Annotated in this window: 12 protein-coding genes and 1 pseudogene; 1 reads left to right on the plus strand and 12 read right to left on the minus strand. The window is 70.7% G+C overall.

What is annotated here, in order from left to right; genetic code table 11:
- Positions 1-4 precede the first annotated feature (4 nt).
- The 12 genes and pseudogenes from murC to I2456_RS15490 form a co-directional block, all read right to left on the minus strand.
- The gene (gene murC / locus I2456_RS15435; protein WP_085075452.1) at positions 5-1,474 is read right to left on the minus strand and encodes a UDP-N-acetylmuramate--L-alanine ligase; all 1,470 of its coding nucleotides are present in this window, start codon (positions 1,472-1,474) and stop codon (positions 5-7) included.
- The gene (gene murG / locus I2456_RS15440; protein WP_085075453.1) at positions 1,471-2,664 is read right to left on the minus strand and encodes an undecaprenyldiphospho-muramoylpentapeptide beta-N-acetylglucosaminyltransferase; all 1,194 of its coding nucleotides are present in this window, start codon (positions 2,662-2,664) and stop codon (positions 1,471-1,473) included. Before murG ends, murC begins: the two co-directional genes overlap by 4 nt.
- The gene (ftsW, locus tag I2456_RS15445) at positions 2,661-4,259 is read right to left on the minus strand and encodes a putative lipid II flippase FtsW (RefSeq protein ID WP_241007723.1); all 1,599 of its coding nucleotides are present in this window, start codon (positions 4,257-4,259) and stop codon (positions 2,661-2,663) included. Before ftsW ends, murG begins: the two co-directional genes overlap by 4 nt.
- A gap of 4 nt (positions 4,260-4,263) precedes the next feature.
- Positions 4,264-5,715 carry a UDP-N-acetylmuramoyl-L-alanine--D-glutamate ligase gene (gene murD, locus I2456_RS15450; protein ID WP_085075455.1) on the minus strand — a complete coding sequence of 484 codons (1,452 nt, stop codon included), beginning with the start codon at positions 5,713-5,715 and terminating at the stop codon, positions 4,264-4,266.
- 1 nt (position 5,716) lies between these two features.
- Entirely contained in the window at positions 5,717-6,796 is a 1,080-nt protein-coding gene (mraY, locus tag I2456_RS15455) for a phospho-N-acetylmuramoyl-pentapeptide-transferase (RefSeq protein WP_085075456.1), read from the minus strand.
- On the minus strand, positions 6,793-8,301 hold the full coding sequence (locus I2456_RS15460) for a UDP-N-acetylmuramoyl-tripeptide--D-alanyl-D-alanine ligase (RefSeq protein ID WP_085075457.1): 1,509 nt from the start codon (positions 8,299-8,301) through the stop codon (positions 6,793-6,795). Before I2456_RS15460 ends, mraY begins: the two co-directional genes overlap by 4 nt.
- Positions 8,298-9,872, minus strand: a complete 1,575-nt coding sequence (locus I2456_RS15465; RefSeq protein ID WP_163703952.1) for a UDP-N-acetylmuramoyl-L-alanyl-D-glutamate--2,6-diaminopimelate ligase — start codon at positions 9,870-9,872, stop codon at positions 8,298-8,300. The genes I2456_RS15460 and I2456_RS15465 overlap by 4 nt, the downstream gene beginning before the upstream one ends.
- Positions 9,873-9,948: 76 nt before the next feature.
- Positions 9,949-11,884, minus strand: a pseudogene (locus I2456_RS15470) (peptidoglycan D,D-transpeptidase FtsI family protein).
- A gap of 34 nt (positions 11,885-11,918) precedes the next feature.
- A complete protein-coding gene (ftsL, locus tag I2456_RS15475) occupies positions 11,919-13,010 on the minus strand; it encodes a cell division protein FtsL (RefSeq protein WP_085075607.1) in 1,092 nt (363 codons plus the stop codon).
- A complete protein-coding gene (gene rsmH, locus I2456_RS15480; protein WP_139823328.1) occupies positions 13,007-14,191 on the minus strand; it encodes a 16S rRNA (cytosine(1402)-N(4))-methyltransferase RsmH in 1,185 nt (394 codons plus the stop codon). The genes ftsL and rsmH overlap by 4 nt, the downstream gene beginning before the upstream one ends.
- Before the next feature lies 1 nt (position 14,192).
- Entirely contained in the window at positions 14,193-14,624 is a 432-nt protein-coding gene (gene mraZ, locus I2456_RS15485; protein ID WP_068026685.1) for a division/cell wall cluster transcriptional repressor MraZ, read from the minus strand.
- Between the two features lie 380 nt (positions 14,625-15,004).
- Positions 15,005-15,406 carry a DUF3040 domain-containing protein gene (locus I2456_RS15490; protein ID WP_068026688.1) on the minus strand — a complete coding sequence of 134 codons (402 nt, stop codon included), beginning with the start codon at positions 15,404-15,406 and terminating at the stop codon, positions 15,005-15,007.
- A gap of 244 nt (positions 15,407-15,650) precedes the next feature.
- Between I2456_RS15490 and I2456_RS15495 the strand changes: the two genes are divergently transcribed.
- Positions 15,651-16,286 carry a GNAT family N-acetyltransferase gene (locus tag I2456_RS15495; protein ID WP_068026691.1) on the plus strand — a complete coding sequence of 212 codons (636 nt, stop codon included), beginning with the start codon at positions 15,651-15,653 and terminating at the stop codon, positions 16,284-16,286.
- Positions 16,287-16,418 lie beyond the last annotated feature (132 nt).

Below are 16,418 nucleotides of genomic sequence, written 5' to 3' on the forward strand. Positions count from 1 at the left end.
GACGTCACGACGCGCCCCCGGGCGTGCTGCGGTTGCCCCGCACCCGTAGCGCGGTGATGATCTCGGGTCCGAGCAGAGTCACGTCACCGGCGCCCATGGTGATGATGACGTCGCCCGGGCCCGCCGCGGCGGCCACCTGCGCGGGCACCGCGGAGAGATCCGGCAGATAGCGCACCGGAACGCTGACGTGCTCGGCGACGCTGGCACCGCTGATACCGGCCAGCGGTTGTTCCCGGGCGCCGTAGACGTCGAGCACGAACACCTCGTCGGCGGCGTTCAGCGCGCGACCGAACTCCGCGGCGAAAGCCTTTGTCCGCGAATACAAATGGGGCTGGAAGACCACCAGTGAGCGACCGCCGCCCTGGTCGAGTACGGTGCGCGCGGCGGCCAGCGTCGCGCTGATCTCGGTCGGGTGGTGTGCGTAGTCGTCGAAGACGCGCACCGAGCCCCGGCCGACTCGCGCGGTGCCGACCAATTCGAATCGCCGGCGCACTCCCTCGAAGCCGGCCAAACCGTCGAGCACTTCGTCGACGCCGGCGCCGATTTCGAGCGCGGCCAGCAGCGCACCCAGGGCGTTGAGGGCCATGTGGCGCCCGGGCACCGACAGCCGCATCACCCGCGGCCGGGCCTCGTCGCGCAACTGGATGTGGGCGACGGCCTCGGTGCCGCGCTGTTCCCAATTCACCAGCGCGCCGGCCAGCGGTTCACCCGGTTGGTCCGGCGCAGATCCGTACCGCAACACCCGGATGCCCAGTTCGGCGGTGCGCTCGGCGAGCGCGGCCGCCCCCGGGTCGTCGATGCACGCCACCAGGGCACCACCCGGCGCCAACCGCTCCACGAAGGCGTCGAACACGCCGACGTAGGCCTCGGTGCTGCCGTAGAAGTCCAGGTGATCGGCTTCGATGTTGGTGACCACGGCAACGTTGGGCGTGTATTCCAGCAGTGAGCCGTCGCTTTCGTCGGCTTCGGCGACGAAGCTGTCCCCGCTGCCGTGATGGGCGTTGGTGCCCGCCTCCCCCAACTCGCCGCCCACCGCGAAGGACGGGTCACGCCCGCAGTGCTGCAGCGCCACAATCAGCATCGACGTCGTCGAGGTCTTGCCGTGGGTACCGGTGACCATCAAAGTGGTGCGCCCGGCCATCAGTTTGGCGAGCACCACCGGGCGCAGGATCACCGGGACGCCGCGGCGGCGGGCTTCGACGAGTTCGGGGTTGGTCTTGGGGATCGCGGCGTGGGTGGTGATGACCGCGGTGGGACCACCGGGCAACAGATCCAAGGACGCCGCGTCGTGCCCGATCCGGATCTGTGCGCCGCGGGCGCGCAGCGCGTGCACCCCGCGCGACTCCTTGGCGTCTGAACCCGAGACCAGCGCACCGCGGTCCAGCAGGATGCGGGCGATACCGGACATGCCGGCACCGCCGATGCCGACCATGTGCACCCGCTGCAGCTCCGGGGGAAGCTGCTCGGCGCTCACGGCAGTCTCCCGGCCCGGGCCGCGTGGGCGATGTCCAGCGCCGCCTGAGCCACCTGGCGGGCCGCGTTCGGGTGACCGACCTGGGCGGCGGCCGTGGTCATCGCCGCCAGCCGCGGGGGGTCGGTGAGCAGGGCGGCGGCTTCCCGAGCCACCAACTGCGGCGTCAACTCCGCATCGGGGACGATCAGGCCCCCGCCCGCGTTGACTACGGGCAAGGCGTTGAGCCGCTGTTCGCCGTTGCCGATGGGCAGCGGGACGTAGATGGCCGGCAGCCCGACCGCCGACACCTCGGCGACCGTCATCGCGCCTGACCGGCAGATCGCCAGGTCGGCCGCGGCGTAGGCCAGGTCCATCCGGTCCAGGTAAGGCACCGCCACATAGGGCGGGTCCCCGGGCTCGGGTGTGCGTAGTTCCAACACGTTCTTGGGCCCGTGGGCGTGCAGCACCGACACACCGGCGGCGGCCAGCGCGGCGGCCGCGCCGGACACCGCCCGGTTGAGCGAGACCGCGCCCTGCGAGCCGCCGAACACCAGCAGCACCCGCGCGTCCGGGGGGAAGCCGAAGTAGGCGCGGGCTTGCGCGCGCAGGGCCGCGCGATCGAGCGTGGTGATGGCGTCGCGGACCGGTATTCCGACCACCTCGGCGCCCCGCAGCCCCGACCCCGGGACCGCGGACAGGATCCGGTCGGCGCTGCGGGCGCCGACCCGGTTGGCCAGCCCGGCGCGGGCGTTGGCTTCGTGGATGACCACCGGGATTCGGCGTCGCCGCCTGGGCAGGGTGGGCGTCGCGCGGGAGGCCAGGTACGCGGGCAGGGCGACATATCCGCCGAAACCGATGACGACGTCGGCGGCGACGTCGTCGAGCACCGTGCGGGTTTCGCGGACGGCGCGCCATACCCGCGGCGGCAGTCTGGCCAGGTCGCCGCTGAGTTTGCGGGGCAGCGGCACGGGGGTGATCAGTTCCAGGTGGTATCCCCGCTCGGGCACCAGCCGCGTCTCCAGTCCGCGCGGGGTTCCCAGCGCGGTGATCCGGACCTGCGGGTCGAGGGCGCGCAGGGCGTCGGCGACCGCCATCGCCGGTTCCACGTGCCCGGCGGTGCCGCCGCCGGCCAGTACCACCGAGAACGCAGCACCGGCGGGCAGGGGGTGTGCCCCCGACCCGCCGGCCGGTTTCCTAACCGAGTCGCTCACCCGTAACGCTGACCTTCCAGTGCGCGGACGCGCTGTGTACGGCGCTGGCCGGCGTACCGCTGGCCAGATCCATGATGCCTGTCCCGCGAGCGGACGCTGCCCCCGGATCTGGGCGCGGGCTTGCGGGCCGGTTGCTTGGCGGGCTTGCGCGGGGCCGGTCGTTTGCTTCCTTGCGACGGCGGGCGCTTGCGGTCGCGGAACGTCTCGATCCGGCTGGGCACATACGGCTCGGGCAGCGGCAGGCGCAGCAGCCGGTTGACCTTGTCGTCGCGCCCGGCGCGCAGCGCGGCCACCGCCTCCGGCTCGTGCCGGGCCGCGTTGGCCATGATGCCGATCATGAACAGGGTTGTGGCCGTTGATGTTCCACCCGCCGAGATGAGCGGCAGCTGCAAGCCGGTCACCGGCAGCACCCCGATGACGTAGCCGATGTTGATGAACGCCTGACCCAACACCCACAGCGTGGTGGTGGCGGTCAGCAGCCGCAGGAACGGGTCGGCCGACCGCCGGGCGATCCGCATCCCGGTGTAGGCGAACAGGCCGAACAGCCCCAGCAGGCCCAGCGCGCCGATCATGCCCAGCTCCTCGCCGATGATCGCGAAGATGAAGTCGTTGTGCGCGTTGGGCAGATAGTTCCACTTGGCCACGCCCTGGCCCAGGCCGTCCCCGAAGATGCCGCCGTGGGCCAGCGCGAATTTGGCCTGCCGCGCCTGGTAGCCGGTGTCCATCGGGTCGTTGTCGGGGTCGAGCCAGGAACGCACCCGATCCGACCGGTAGCCCGCGGACATGGCCAGCACCCCGCCGGCGATGACGACGGCCACCAGCGAACTGCCGAAGACACGCAAGGGCAACCCGGCGTACCACAACAGGCCCAGCAAGATGATGCCCAGCGACACCGTCTGCCCCAGGTCAGGCTGAGCGACGATCAACGCCAGCGAGATCAGCGCGGCGGGAACCAGCGGAATCAGCATCTCGCGCAGCGACGCGCGTTCCAGCCGGCGCGCGGCCAGCAGATGGGCCCCCCAGATGGCGAACGCGATCTTGGTCAACTCCGACGGCTGCATGGAAAAGCCGGCGACGACGAACCACTTCCGCGAGCCGTTGGCCAGGTTGCCGATGCCCGGGATGAGCACCAGCACCAGCAGCACCACGGTGATCGCGTAGCTGCTGAACGCGATGCGCCGGATGAACCGGATCGACATCCGCAGCGACGCGTAGCACCCGATGAGCCCGATCACCGTCCACAGCACCTGCTTGCCGAAGATCACCCACGGCGACCCGTCGGCGCCGTAGGAACGCACCCCCGACGCCGACAGCACCATGATCAAGCCGAGCGAGGTCAGCAGCGCCGCGACGGCGATGATCAGGTGAAACGACGTCATGGGCCGGCCCAGCCAGGCGCCGAACCGGGTGCGCGGACCGCCCGGTTCGTAGTCGGCAAAGCCGGTCTCGGGCTTGGCCGCCGTCGGCGCGCCGGTGTCGGGCGCGTCCGGTTCGGAGGTCTCGGCCCGGGGTTCGTCGGTGACGACGTCCTCCGCCGGTGCGGTGCTGTCGTTTCGCTTGCCCCGGCGCGTCAGCCGGGTCCATCCCATACCCACGCCCCTAGACCGCGGCCCGAACCGCGGCGGCGAAGGCCTCGCCACGGTCGGCGTATCCGGTGAATTGGTCGAACGAGGCACCGGCCGGCGCCAGCAGCACCGTGTCACCGGGGTGGGCGAGTTGCCGGGCCGCGGCCACCGCCGCGGTCATCACGCGAGAGCCGATGGACTCACCGAGAGCGGTGTCGACTTGTGTCACAGAATTAACAGGAGCCTCAGCTGTCGCATTCATCTCATCATCCTCGCCTGTAACAACGTGGACGACGGGAACTTGGCGCGCGTGTCGTGATAACGCCTCGGCAAACTCGGCTCGATCCCGGCCGATCAGCACCGCGCCGGCCAGCCGCGGCGCCATGCGGGCGACTTCGGCGTCGATGGATGCGCCCTTGAGCAGGCCACCGGCCACCCAGACCACCCGGGGATACGCCAGCACCGAGGCGAGGGCGGCGTGCGGATTGGTGGCTTTGGAGTCGTCAACGTAGGTAACGCCGTCGACGACGGCGACGACTTCGGAGCGATGCCGGCCTACTTGGAAGGAGCCGACCGCGGCCGCGATCGCCTCGGCAGGCACCCCGACGCAGCGGGCCAGCGCTGCTGCGGCCAGGGTGTCGAGCACTCCGACCGGGCCCGGCACCGGTATGGACGCGGCCGGCAGCAACGTCAGGTCGTCGGCGAAGGCGCGGTCGACCAGCTGGCCCGCGCGCACGCCGAGCTCGCCGGCGGCAGGTTCGCCGAGCCGGAAACCCACCCGCACCGGCGCCGGCGCGGTGCCCAGCAGCGCGGCCGCGCGGTCGTCGTCCAGTCCGGCCACCGCGACCCGGCCGGTCAGCGCCCGCGCTTTGGCCGCGGTGTAGGCGGCCATCGTGCCGTGCCAATCCAGGTGGTCTTCGGCGATGTTGAGCACCACCCCGCCCTCGGGCCGCAATGACGGCGCCCAGAACAGCTGGAAGCTGGACAACTCCACCGCCAGCAGTTCGGCGGGCTGGTCCAGCACGTCGAGCACCGGGCTGCCGATGTTGCCGCACAGCACGCTGCTGCGCCCACCGGCCACCAACATGGCATGCAGCATCGAGGTCGTCGTGGTCTTGCCGTTGGTGCCGGTGACCACCAACCAGCGCCGCGGCGGGCCGTAGCAACCGGCAACGTCCAGGCGCCAGGCCAGCTCGACGTCACCCCAGATCGGCACGCCGGCCTCAGCGGCGGCGGCCAGCACCGGGGTGGTGGGCTGAAAGCCCGGACTGGTCACCACCAGCGCATAGTCGGCGATCTGCTGCACCGCCTGCGCCGGGCTCAGCGTCGTCACCCCGCTCTCGGCGTAGGGACTGAGCATGGCCGGGTCGTCGTCGCAGACGGTGGGGACGGCACCGAAGCGGGTCAGCGCCGCCAGGACCGCCCGGCCGGTCACCCGGCCGCCGGCGATCAGCACGGGCGCACCGGGCGCCAGCGGGTCGAGCACGTCAGGCCCCGAGGGTGGCGAGCCACTCGCCGTAGAACAAGGCCACCCCGAGCCCGCAGCTGATCGCGGTGAGCAGCCAGAAGCGGATGATGACGGTCGTTTCGGCCCAGCCACTCAACTCGAAGTGATGGTGAAACGGCGCCATCCGGAACACGCGGCGCCCGGTGGTGCGGAAGGCCAGGATCTGCAGCACCACCGAGGTGATCTCGGCGACGAACAGCGAGCCCAGCACGACGGCCAGGACTTCGGTGCGGCTGGTGACCGACAATCCCGCGATGATGCCGCCCAGCGCCAGCGACCCGGTGTCGCCCATGAAGATCTTCGCCGGTGCGGCATTCCACCACAGAAAGCCGATGCAAGCGCCGGCGGTGGCCGCGGCGATCAGCGCCAAATCCAGCGGGTCCCGCACGTTGTAGCAACCCAGACCCGGGGCGGTGACGCACGCGTTGCGGTATTGCCAGAAGGTGATCAGCACGTAGGCGGCGGTGACCATGGCCATGCAGCCCGCGGCCAGCCCGTCCAGGCCGTCGGTGAAGTTGACCGCGTTGGACCAGGCGCTGACGACCAGCACGCAGAACAGCACGAACAGCCCCGGCGCCAGGGTGACCGTGGCGATCTCCCGGACGTAGGACAGGTCCGGGCTGCCCGGGGTCAGGCCGGCGTAGTTGCGGAACTGCAATACCAGCACCGCGAACAGCACCGCCGCGGTGATCTGTCCGACCGTCTTGGCCGTCTTGTTCAGCCCCAGGTTGCGCGAGCGGCGGATCTTAATCAGGTCGTCGATGAACCCGACCCCGCCCAAGGCGGTGGCCAGGCCCAGCACCAGCAGACCGGACGCGGAGATGCCTTCGCCGTCGAAGGCCAGTCCGGCCAGGTGCGTGCCCAGGTAACCCGCCCAGATCCCGGCCAAGATCGCCACGCCACCCATCGACGGCGTGCCGCGCTTGCCGTGGTGGGTGGGCGGCCCGTCCTCGCGGATCTCGTGGCCGAATCCCTGCTTGGTGAACAGCCGGATCAGCGCCGGGGTCAGCAGGATCGACACGGTCACCGCGATCGCGACGGCGATCAGGATCTGTCTCATGGCCGCGCGGCTCCCTCGTCGGCGACCAGCGCGTCGGCCAGCGCGCCCAATCCGGCGGCGTTGGACGCCTTGACCAGCACGACGTCGCCTGGGTGCAGCTCGGAGCGCAGCAGGGTCAGGGCGGCGTCGGCGTCGGGCACGGTGACGGTCTCAGCTCCCCACGAGCCTTCCATGACCGCGCCGTGGTGCATGGCGCTCATCGACCTCCCAGTTCCCACGACAACGAGTCGTGACACATCTAAGCGCACCGCGAGCCGGCCGATGCGATCGTGCTCGGTTATCGCGTCGTCGCCCAGCTCGGCCATTTCCCCCAGCACCGCCCAACTGCGCCGCTGCTCGGGGCCGTCGTGGGCGATCCAGGCCAACGCCTGCAGCCCGGCCCGCATGGAATCGGGGTTGGCGTTGTAAGCGTCGTCGATCACCGTCACCCCGTCGGCGCGGGTGGTCACCTGCATCCGGTGCCGCGATACCGGACCGGCGGTGGCCAACGCGTCGGCCACCTGTTGCATGGTGGCTCCGCATTCCAAGGCGACCGCGGCCGCGCACATGGCATTGGTGACTTGGTGATCGCCGTAGACGCCGAGCTGGATGTCGGCTGCGGCGTTGGTGGTGTGCAGCGTGAAGCGGGGGCGGGCCAGTGCGTCCAGGCTGACCGGCCCGGCCCAGACGTCGCTGGGACCGCTGCCGGTCGCCTCGCCCCGGCTGACTCTGAGCACCCGCGCCCGCGTCACCTCGGCCATCGCGGCCACCGCCGGGTCGTCGGCGTTGAGAATGACCACGCCCGAGGGCGGAACCGATTGCGGCAGTTCGGATTTCGTCTTGGCGATGGCCTCGCGGGAACCGAACTCGCCCAGGTGCGCGGTGCCGACGTTGAGCACCACTCCGATGGCCGGCTGCGCGATGTCGGCCAGCGCGGCGATGTTGCCGGGGTGACGTGCCGACATCTCCAGGATGAGGTAGTCGGTGTCGCGGGTGGCCCGCAGCACCGTCCAGGGATGGCCCAGCTCGTTGTTGAACGATCCTGGTGGGGCCACCACCTGGCCCAGCGGTTGGAGCACGGCGGCGACCAGGTCTTTGGTCGAGGTCTTGCCGGAGGATCCGGTGATGCCGATGATGGTCAGCCCGCCGGCCACCAGGTCAGCGGCGACCGCCTTGGCCAGTTTGGCCAGCGCGGCCAGCACCGCCGCCCCCGATCCGTCGGTGTCGTGTTCGAGCACTCCGGCCCGCCCGTCCTGGGCCGTTCGCGGCCGGACCACGATCGCCGGAACCCCGACCGGTCGGGCCGCCAGCACCGCAACGGCACCGGCCGCGACCGCCGCCGCGGCGTGGTCATGCCCATCGGAGCGGGCACCGGGCAGCGCCAGGAACAGGCCGCCCGGGCCGACGGCGCGCGAGTCGAATTCGACCGTGCCGGTGACGTGGCGCTGCGCGGCCTCTGCGGCGGAGATGTCGGCCAATTCCCCACCCACGATGTCGGCGATCTCGGCGACCGTCAGGTCGATCACGCGCGTTCCTCCAGCGCCTTGGCCAGCTCGACCCGGTCGTCAAACGGCCGCACTTCCTGCGCGCTGCGCTGGCCGGTCTCGTGGCCTTTGCCGGCGATCAGCACCACGTCACCCGGTCCGGCCCAGGCGACGGCGTGCCGGATCGCCGCCGCGCGATCGGCGATCTCGACCACCTGCGCGGCACCGCCGACCTCGCGCGCCCCGGTGAGGATCTCGCGCCGGATGGCGGCCGGATCCTCGCCGCGCGGGTTGTCGTCGGTGACGACGACGAGGTCGGCCAGTTCGGCGGCGACGGCCCCCATCGGGGCGCGCTTGCCCGGGTCGCGTTCGCCGCCGGCGCCGAACACCACCGCCAGCCGGCGTCCCGGCTGCGCCAAGGCGGTCAGCACCGCCCGCAGCGCGCCCGGTTTGTGCGCGTAATCGACCAGCGCCAGAAAGTCCTGACCGCGGTCGACGTCTTCCATCCGCCCGGGGACGCGGGTCTCGCGCAGGCCCGGCGACGCCTGCTCCGCGGTGACCCCGACGGCATCCAGGATGGCCAGCGCGACCAGGCAGTTCGCCACGTTGTAGCGGCCCGGGAGCCGGATGCCCACCCGGTGCCGGTCGCCGGCGGGGTCCACGACGGTGAATTCGTGCCCGCCGGCTCCCACCGGCGCCAGGTCCATGGCGCGCCAGTGCGCGGGCTGGTCGGTGGTGCTGACGGTGATGGCGTCACCGGCCCGGGCGGCCATGGCGCGGCCCCACTCGTCGTCGATGCACACCACCGCGGTTCGAGCGCGCAACGGCGACCGCGGATCGAAGAGCAGCGCCTTCGCCTCGAAGTAGTCGTCCATGGTCGGGTGGAAGTCGAGGTGGTCGCGCGAGAGGTTGGTGAAGCCGCCGACCGCGAATTCGGTGCCGTCCACGCGGCCCAGGGCGAGCGCGTGACTGGACACTTCCATGACCACGGTGTCCACGCCGCGCTCGGCCATGGCGGCGAGCATGGCCTGCAGCGCGGGCGCCTCGGGGGTGGTCAGGGCGCTGGGGATGTCGGCGCCGTCGATGCGGATGCCGATGGTGCCGGCCAGGCCGGCGACCCGCCCGCCCGCCCGTAGCCCGGCCTCGACCAGGTATGTCGTCGTGGTTTTGCCAGAGGTGCCGGTGATGCCGACGACCGCGAGGCGCTGCGACGGGTTCCCGTAGACGGTGGCGGCCAGGCCGCCGAGCACCCGGCGCGGCGTCGGGTGGACCAGCACCGGAACGGCGTGGCGGTGCGCCGCCATCGCGGCCACGCCGGCGGCGTCGGTGAGCACGGCGACCGCACCGCGTCGAATCGCCTCGCCGACATGCCGGGCGCCGTGGGTGGTGGAGCCGGGCAGCGCCGCGAACAGGTCTCCGGTTTGCACGTCCTGACCGCGCAGCGTGACGCCGGTGACCCGCACGTCCGGGTGATCAGGACCGTCGGCCGGTACCGCGCCGACCTGAGCGGCCAGTGCGGCCAGCGGCACGCCCGCCCCGACGGTAGGGCGCAATCCCATGGACACCGACGCCACTTCTGCCACCACCTCCGTCCGACGCTGAGCTGCCGCCATGATCAGCCATGACACCCTACCCAGACGGAGGAGGCTCGGGTGTTTCCCGCGCCTGGTGCCGGTTGCGCCCCAGGGCCTACATCGCCTGCAAAGTCAGCGGCGGCCCGGGATCGGGTGAGAGCGGCACGTTCTCACGTTGCATCAGCCAGCCCGCGATGTTGTGGAACAGCGGGGCGGCGGAGTGGCCGGGGGTGCCGTCAGCGTTGCGCTCGGGGTTGTCCAGCATCAGCCCGATCACGTAGCGGGGATTGTCGACGGTGGCCATGCCGGCGAAGGTGATCCAGTAGACGTCGTCGAAGTAGCAGCCGCAGCCGGGGTTGATCTGCTGAGCGGTGCCGGTTTTGCCGGCCATCTGGTAGCCGGGCACCGAGGCGGCCGGCCCGGTGCCCTGCTGGTAGCCCATCGGGTCGTTCTGCACGACGGCGCGCAGCATTTGGCGCACGGTCTGGGCGGTCTGCGCCGACACCACGCGCACCCCGTCGGGACGCGGTTCTTCGGTCCGGGTGCCGTCGGGGGCGACGGTGGCCTTGATGATGCGCGGCGGAATGCGCACCCCGTCATTGGCGATGGCTTGGTACATGCCGGCCATCTGCAGCAGGGTCATCGAAAGGCCCTGCCCGATGGGCAGGTTGGAGAAGGTGCTGCCCGACCACTGGTCGATCGGCGGGACCAGGCCGGAGCTTTCACCAGGCAGCCCGACGCCTGTGCGCTGACCCAATCCGAACTTGCGGACCATGTCGTAGAAGCGTTCCGGGCCGACGCGCTGGGCCAGCATCAGCGTGCCGACGTTGGACGACTTCCCGAACACGCCGGTGGTGGTGTAGGGCATCACGCCGTGGTTCCAGGCGTCGTGCACGGTGACCCCGCCCATCTGCAGCGTGCCCGGCACCTGCAGCACTTCGTCGGGGTTGGACAGGCCGTACTCGATGACCGAGGACGCGGTGATGACCTTGTTGACCGAACCCGGTTCGAACGGCGAGGACACCGGCAGGTTCCCCAGCTGCTTGTCCGACTGGCGGCCGATGTCCTGCGACGGATCGAAGGTGTTGTCGTTGGCCATCGCCAGCACTTCACCGGTCTTGGCGTCCAGCACGACGGCTGAGACGTTGTGCGCCCCGGACAGGTTCCTGGCCTGCTGCACCTGCTGCTGCACGTAGAACTGGATGTCGTTGTCCAAAGTGAGCTGGACGGTGGAGCCGTCCACCGCCCGGTGCCGGTTGCGGTAGCTGCCGGGGATGACGACGCCGTCCGAGCCGCGGTCGTAGGTCACCGAGCCGTCGGTGCCGGCCAGCATCGCGTCCATCGAGTCCTCGAGGCCGAGCAGTCCGTGGCCGTCCCAGTCGATGCCGCCGATGATGTTGGCCGCCAGCGCGCCGCCCGGATACTGACGCAGGTCCTGCCGCTCGGAACCGACTTCGGGGTACTTGTCGGAAATGGCGTTGGCGACGGCTGGGTCGACGGAGCGGGCCAGGTAGACGAACGTCTCGTTGCTGTCGAGCTTTTTATACAGCGTCGCCGCGTCGGGCTTGTTGTTCAGCCGGGCGGCGACCTCCTTCGCGATGTCCTTGAGCCGCTGCTGCGGGTCCGGCGCCCGCGACGACTTCTTCCTGGCCTCTTCCAGCTGCTGGCGCACCCGCTTGGGCTGGAAGGTCAGGGCGCGGGCTTCGATGGTGAAGGCCAGGCGGTCGTTGTGGCGGTCGACGATGGCGCCGCGAACCGCCCGTTGGACGTCGGTGACCTTGAGCTGACCGGCCGCCTGGGCACGCAGCTCGGCGGCGTTGGACACCTGCAGGAAGAACAGCTGGACCGCGGCCACCAGGATCAGCGCGAAGATCACCGCGTTGCCGGCGCGGTGCCGGAAGACGAACGACGCGCCGCGCGAGGCCGCCACTTCCACCGCCTGGCGGGTGCGCCGCTCGCGCGCCGAGTGGCCCGAGGGGGCGGGTTCGGACTTACGTGTCCGCTTGGCCTTGCGAACGTCCTTGGCCGGTGCCGGCGCGCCGCGCCGCGATCGCGTCGGGCGGGGCTGGCGCGAGTCGCCCCGGCTCACCGCTGCGCTCCCGGGACCACCGGCACGGTGACCGGCCCGAACTGCTCGCCGGTCGGCGGCACCGGCGCGGGAGCCAGCGCGGGCACCGGCGGCATGACCAGGCCCGGCGGCATGGCGCCCGCTTGCAGCGGCAGGGGCACCTCAGCCGGTCCCGGAACGGGCTGTCCCGGCACCGGCGGCACCACCTGCGGCACCGTCAGCTGGCCGGGCTGCTGTCCCGGGAGTTGACCGGGGAAGGGTTGGGCGCCGCCCAGCGTCGTGGAGCCGTCCGGGTTACGCGGTAACAGCTGCGGCCCGGCACGGCCCGGCGGGGGCGGGTCGTTGGGGCCCGGCATGACGCGGACCGGCACTTCGGGGGGTGCCACGGGCGGCTTGGGCGGTGGCGGCGGACCTTCTTCGGGCAGCTTGGTGTTCAGCGGCGGCGGGGGCACGCCGTCGGCCGGCTTGGGCGTCCCCACCACCACCCAGTTGCCGTCCGGAGCCTGCACCAGGTGGGCGGTGTCCCGGGTCGGGATCATGCCCTGCTTGCGGGCGGCCTCCGCCAGTGCCGGCGCCGATTCGGCTTGGCGCACGTCGCGTTCCAGGGATTCCTTCTGCTGCTGCAGCATCCGGGTCCGCTCCCGGGCATCGCTGAGGTGGTAGGAGCGTTCGGCGGCGGCGGTGGACAACCACAGCGTCAGACCGAGTCCGACGCCCAGCGATCCGATCACCAGCACGACGAACGGGACCTTGCTGATCAGGGTCCGCGGCCGCAGGTCGATGGTGGCCAGGCGAGTGGCCAGCCGTTCGCTCAGCTTGGGCCGAACGACCTTCGGAGCCTTGGCTTTCCGGGCCTTGGCGCGCGCCTTGGCCTGGCTGGTGTTCTTGGGCCGGGCCGGCCGGTCGACGGGCCGGGAGATCGGGTTGGTCTGTGGCCCCGAACTCGGTACCCGCGCTTCCCGGTTAGGCGCGGCGGTCCCGCGACCGCGGCGTGCGCCCCCCACCTCAGTCGTCGTACCGGGCCGGGGACGCCTACCGGTCCGGGCGGCACCGTCGCGTGCGCTGCGCCGACCGCTGGTGCGGCGCGCCTCTTCGCGCTTGGTTTTCATGCGTCGCCCTTCCGGGATCGGGTGTCCTGACCGTCCTGCTCGATACGTTCCAAGGCCCGTAACCGGACCGGGGCGCTGCGTGGGTTGCGTTCGATTTCGGCCGCATCGGCTCGCTCCGCACCATGGGTCAGCGACCGGAATCGCGGCCCGTGGCCAGGCAGTTCGACCGGCAAATCGGCCGGTGTCCGGGACGCGACCGCCTCGGCGAAGAATCGCTTGACCATCCGGTCCTCCAGCGACTGATAGGCCATGACGACGATGCGCCCATGCAGGGCAACGGCTTTCAGGGCGGCGGGGATGGCGCTGCCCAACGCGTCCAGCTCGCCGTTGACCGCGACGCGCAACGCCTGAAAAGTCCGTTTCGCCGGGTGACCGCCGGTCCGCCGGGCCGGGGCCGGAATCGCTTCGTAGAGCAGCGCGACCAACTCGGCCGTGGTGTGCAGCGGGGTGCGGGCGCGGCGCCGCACGATGTGCTGGGCGATGCGGCGGGCGAACCGCTCCTCGCCGTAGCGGCGCAGGATGTCGGTCAGCGCGGCTTCGTCATAGGTGTTGACGATGTCGGCGGCGGTCAGCGGTTCCGACGGATCCATCCGCATGTCCAGCGGCGCGTCCTTGGCGTAGGCAAAGCCGCGTTCGGCACGGTCGAGCTGCATCGAGGAAACCCCGAGATCGAACAGCACCCCGTCCACCGATTGCACTGCGCCGTGGCCGGACTCGGCCAGCGCGTCGGGCAGGCCGTCAAACCGGTTGTGCACCAACGTGACTCGATCACCGAAGCGGGCCAGCCGTGAGCCGGCGATGTCCAGGGCAGTGGGGTCGCGATCCAGCCCGATCAGCCGCAGACCGGGCAACTCGGTCAAGAACCGCTCCGCGTGTCCCCCGGCCCCGAGTGTGGCGTCGACCAGGACCGCACCGGTGCCGTCGGATTCGTGCCGGGTCAGCGCCGGAGTCAGCAGCTCCACGCACCGCTGGGCCAGGACCGGCACATGCCCGAAATCGGTTGCGCCGGAATCAGGTTCGTCCACCAACGCGACACCTCCCCGGCTCTGGCCGCAAGCTTCCCAGGTCGCCGTCAGCTGAGGTGTCCGTGCACCCTGGTCTCTGCCCGAAGGCGCGAACCTGGCGTTGGGGAAGTACGCCAGGGTCGGTTCGGGCAGAGACCACGATGCACAGGCATGCACCTCAGAAAATGTCGCCGAGTGCTTCATCGCTGGCCGCGGAGAAGTTCTCTTCATGGATTTGCTGGTAGTTCTGCCAGGCTTGGGCGTCCCAGATCTCGAGGTAGTCGACGGCACCGATCACCACACAGTCCTTGGACAAGCCCGCGTAACGCCGATGGTCAGCCGAAAGAGTGATTCGGCCCTGGCTGTCGGGGTGCTGCTCGTCGGTGCCGGCAGCGAGATTGCGCAGGAAGGCCCGGGCTTCGGGATTGCTGCGCGGCGCTTTGCTCGCCCGGCGCGCCAGTTGCTCGAACTCCGCGCGCGGGTAGACGGCGAGGCTGTGATCTTGGCTCTTGGTGACCATCAACCCTCCCGCCAGTGCGTCGCGAAACTTGGCCGGCAGCGTCAGCCGCCCCTTGTCGTCGAGCTTGGGCGTGTAGGTGCCCAAAAACATTGGGGCACCTCCAACCTCGAGCGTTTCCACTCACCCAAACACTTCGGCCACCATACCCCACACTCCCCCACTTCACCCCATAATCGGCCCCTGCGCGCGTCTCGGTGTGGCGTTTCGCCACTTCGCCGTTATCAACCCGGAGGCGGGTGTCGACGTCGACTTCCGGGCGAGGGCGGCTGCCCGCGGCAAAAGAGCACGTCAGACGTGCCGCCGTGGCGCACGAGGACCGGTGTGGGGCGCAGTGGGGCGCATTTTCAACGAAACGGACACGAGTGGGCCTCAAGTGGGGAACGGCGCGCGAGTACGACCCGCCCCGGACCGAGCAGGCAGCTATAAAAACGGGGCAGCCAAATTGGCTGCCCCGCTACGAGTTGATGCGCTCAGTCTTCGAAGCGCCGCCGGAACCGATCCTCCATGCGGCTGGTGAACGAGCCGCCCGCCTTGTTGCGACGGGGGCGCACCGGACCCGAGGCGGGCCGGCCGTGATCAACCCGGCCGGGAACCCGCTGACCGGTGACCGCGTACACCACGCCGCCAAACATCACGACGAATCCGATGACGCTGAGGATCGGGAAGCTGCCGATCATCGTGGCCTTGAAGGCCACGCCGGAAACCAGCATGGCCAGACCGACGACGAACAACGCCGCGCCCTGCACGCGTCGCCGTGCGGTGGGCGCCCGGAAGCCGCCGCCACGAACGCTCGACGCGAACTTCGGGTCCTCGGCATAGAGAGCGCTCTCGATCTGATCGAGCATTCTCTGCTCATGATCGGAGAGTGGCATTCGTCCCTCCTTGCCGACAGACTGTCGTTACCGATAGCGCGAGGATGCCCGCTCTCGGGGCATCTAATTCAGATGATACGAGGTCAATCTACGCCGTACCACTGATTCGCAGGCGATTCTATCCTTGCTGCAGCACAGCGGGCAGGCGGACCGGATGGCAGTGTGGTGCAAGCTGTCACATCGACCGTTCAATACTGGTGCACAGGCAGCGCGTTGGATCACCACATGAGGAGGGCACCGCGAATTGGCGACTTTCCTCATCGATCTGCCGCCGACCGATATGGAGCGCCGCCTCGGTGACGCCCTCAAGGTCTATGTCGATGCAATGCGCTATCCCAGGGGCACCGAGAATCAGCGCGCCGCGATGTGGCTGGAACACACCCGCAGGCCCGGCTGGCGCGCCGTGGGGGCCGTCGAAGTCGAGGCAAGCGCCGGGGCTGCCGATCCTGGCGGCGGCGCGGCGGTGCCGTCGGCCGCCGAGATGAGCAGTGCGCCGTTGGTCGGGGTGGCGTACGGCTACCCGGGAGCACCGGGCCAGTGGTGGCAGCAGCAGGTGATTCTGGGCTTGCAGCGCAGCGGGTTTCCGCCGCCCGCCATCGACCGGCTGATGAGCAGCTACTTCGAACTGACCGAACTGCACATCCACCCGCGCGCCCAGGGCCGCGGCCTGGGCGAGGCATTGGCGCGGCGACTGCTGGCCGGGCGCGACGAGGCCCACGTCTTGCTCTCCACGCCCGAGACCAACGGCGAGGCCAACCGGGCGTGGCGGTTGTACCGGCGGCTGGGCTTCACCGACGTCATCCGCGGCTACCACTTCGCCGGCGACCCGCGCGCGTTCGCGATTCTGGGCCGCAAGCTGCCGCTGTCGAACTCGGGATGAAACCCGGGCGGCTCGCCGGTGCGACACACTGGATCTGGCACGATGACCTCGTGTCCGCCAGCTCTCCCCCGCGCCCGGCCCGCGTCGTGCGGGCGTCCGCTGCCAGCGCCAGCACGCGTCGGCGTCGCCGCT

The sequence above is a fragment of the Mycobacterium kubicae genome (assembly GCF_015689175.1).
GTDB classification, from domain to species: domain Bacteria; phylum Actinomycetota; class Actinomycetes; order Mycobacteriales; family Mycobacteriaceae; genus Mycobacterium; species Mycobacterium kubicae.

What these genes read in the sequence shown, in the direction of transcription:
- mraY (WP_085075456.1), bottom strand. Translation starts at nt 6,796, where the DNA reads ATGAGACAGATCCTGATCGCCGTCGCGATCGCGGTGACCGTGTCGATC.
- I2456_RS15465 (WP_163703952.1), bottom strand. Translation starts at nt 9,872, where the DNA reads ATGGCGGCAGCTCAGCGTCGGACGGAGGTGGTGGCAGAAGTGGCGTCG.
- I2456_RS15490 (WP_068026688.1), bottom strand. Translation starts at nt 15,406, where the DNA reads ATGCCACTCTCCGATCATGAGCAGAGAATGCTCGATCAGATCGAGAGC.
- ftsL (WP_085075607.1), bottom strand. Translation starts at nt 13,010, where the DNA reads ATGAAAACCAAGCGCGAAGAGGCGCGCCGCACCAGCGGTCGGCGCAGC.
- mraZ (WP_068026685.1), bottom strand. Translation starts at nt 14,624, where the DNA reads ATGTTTTTGGGCACCTACACGCCCAAGCTCGACGACAAGGGGCGGCTG.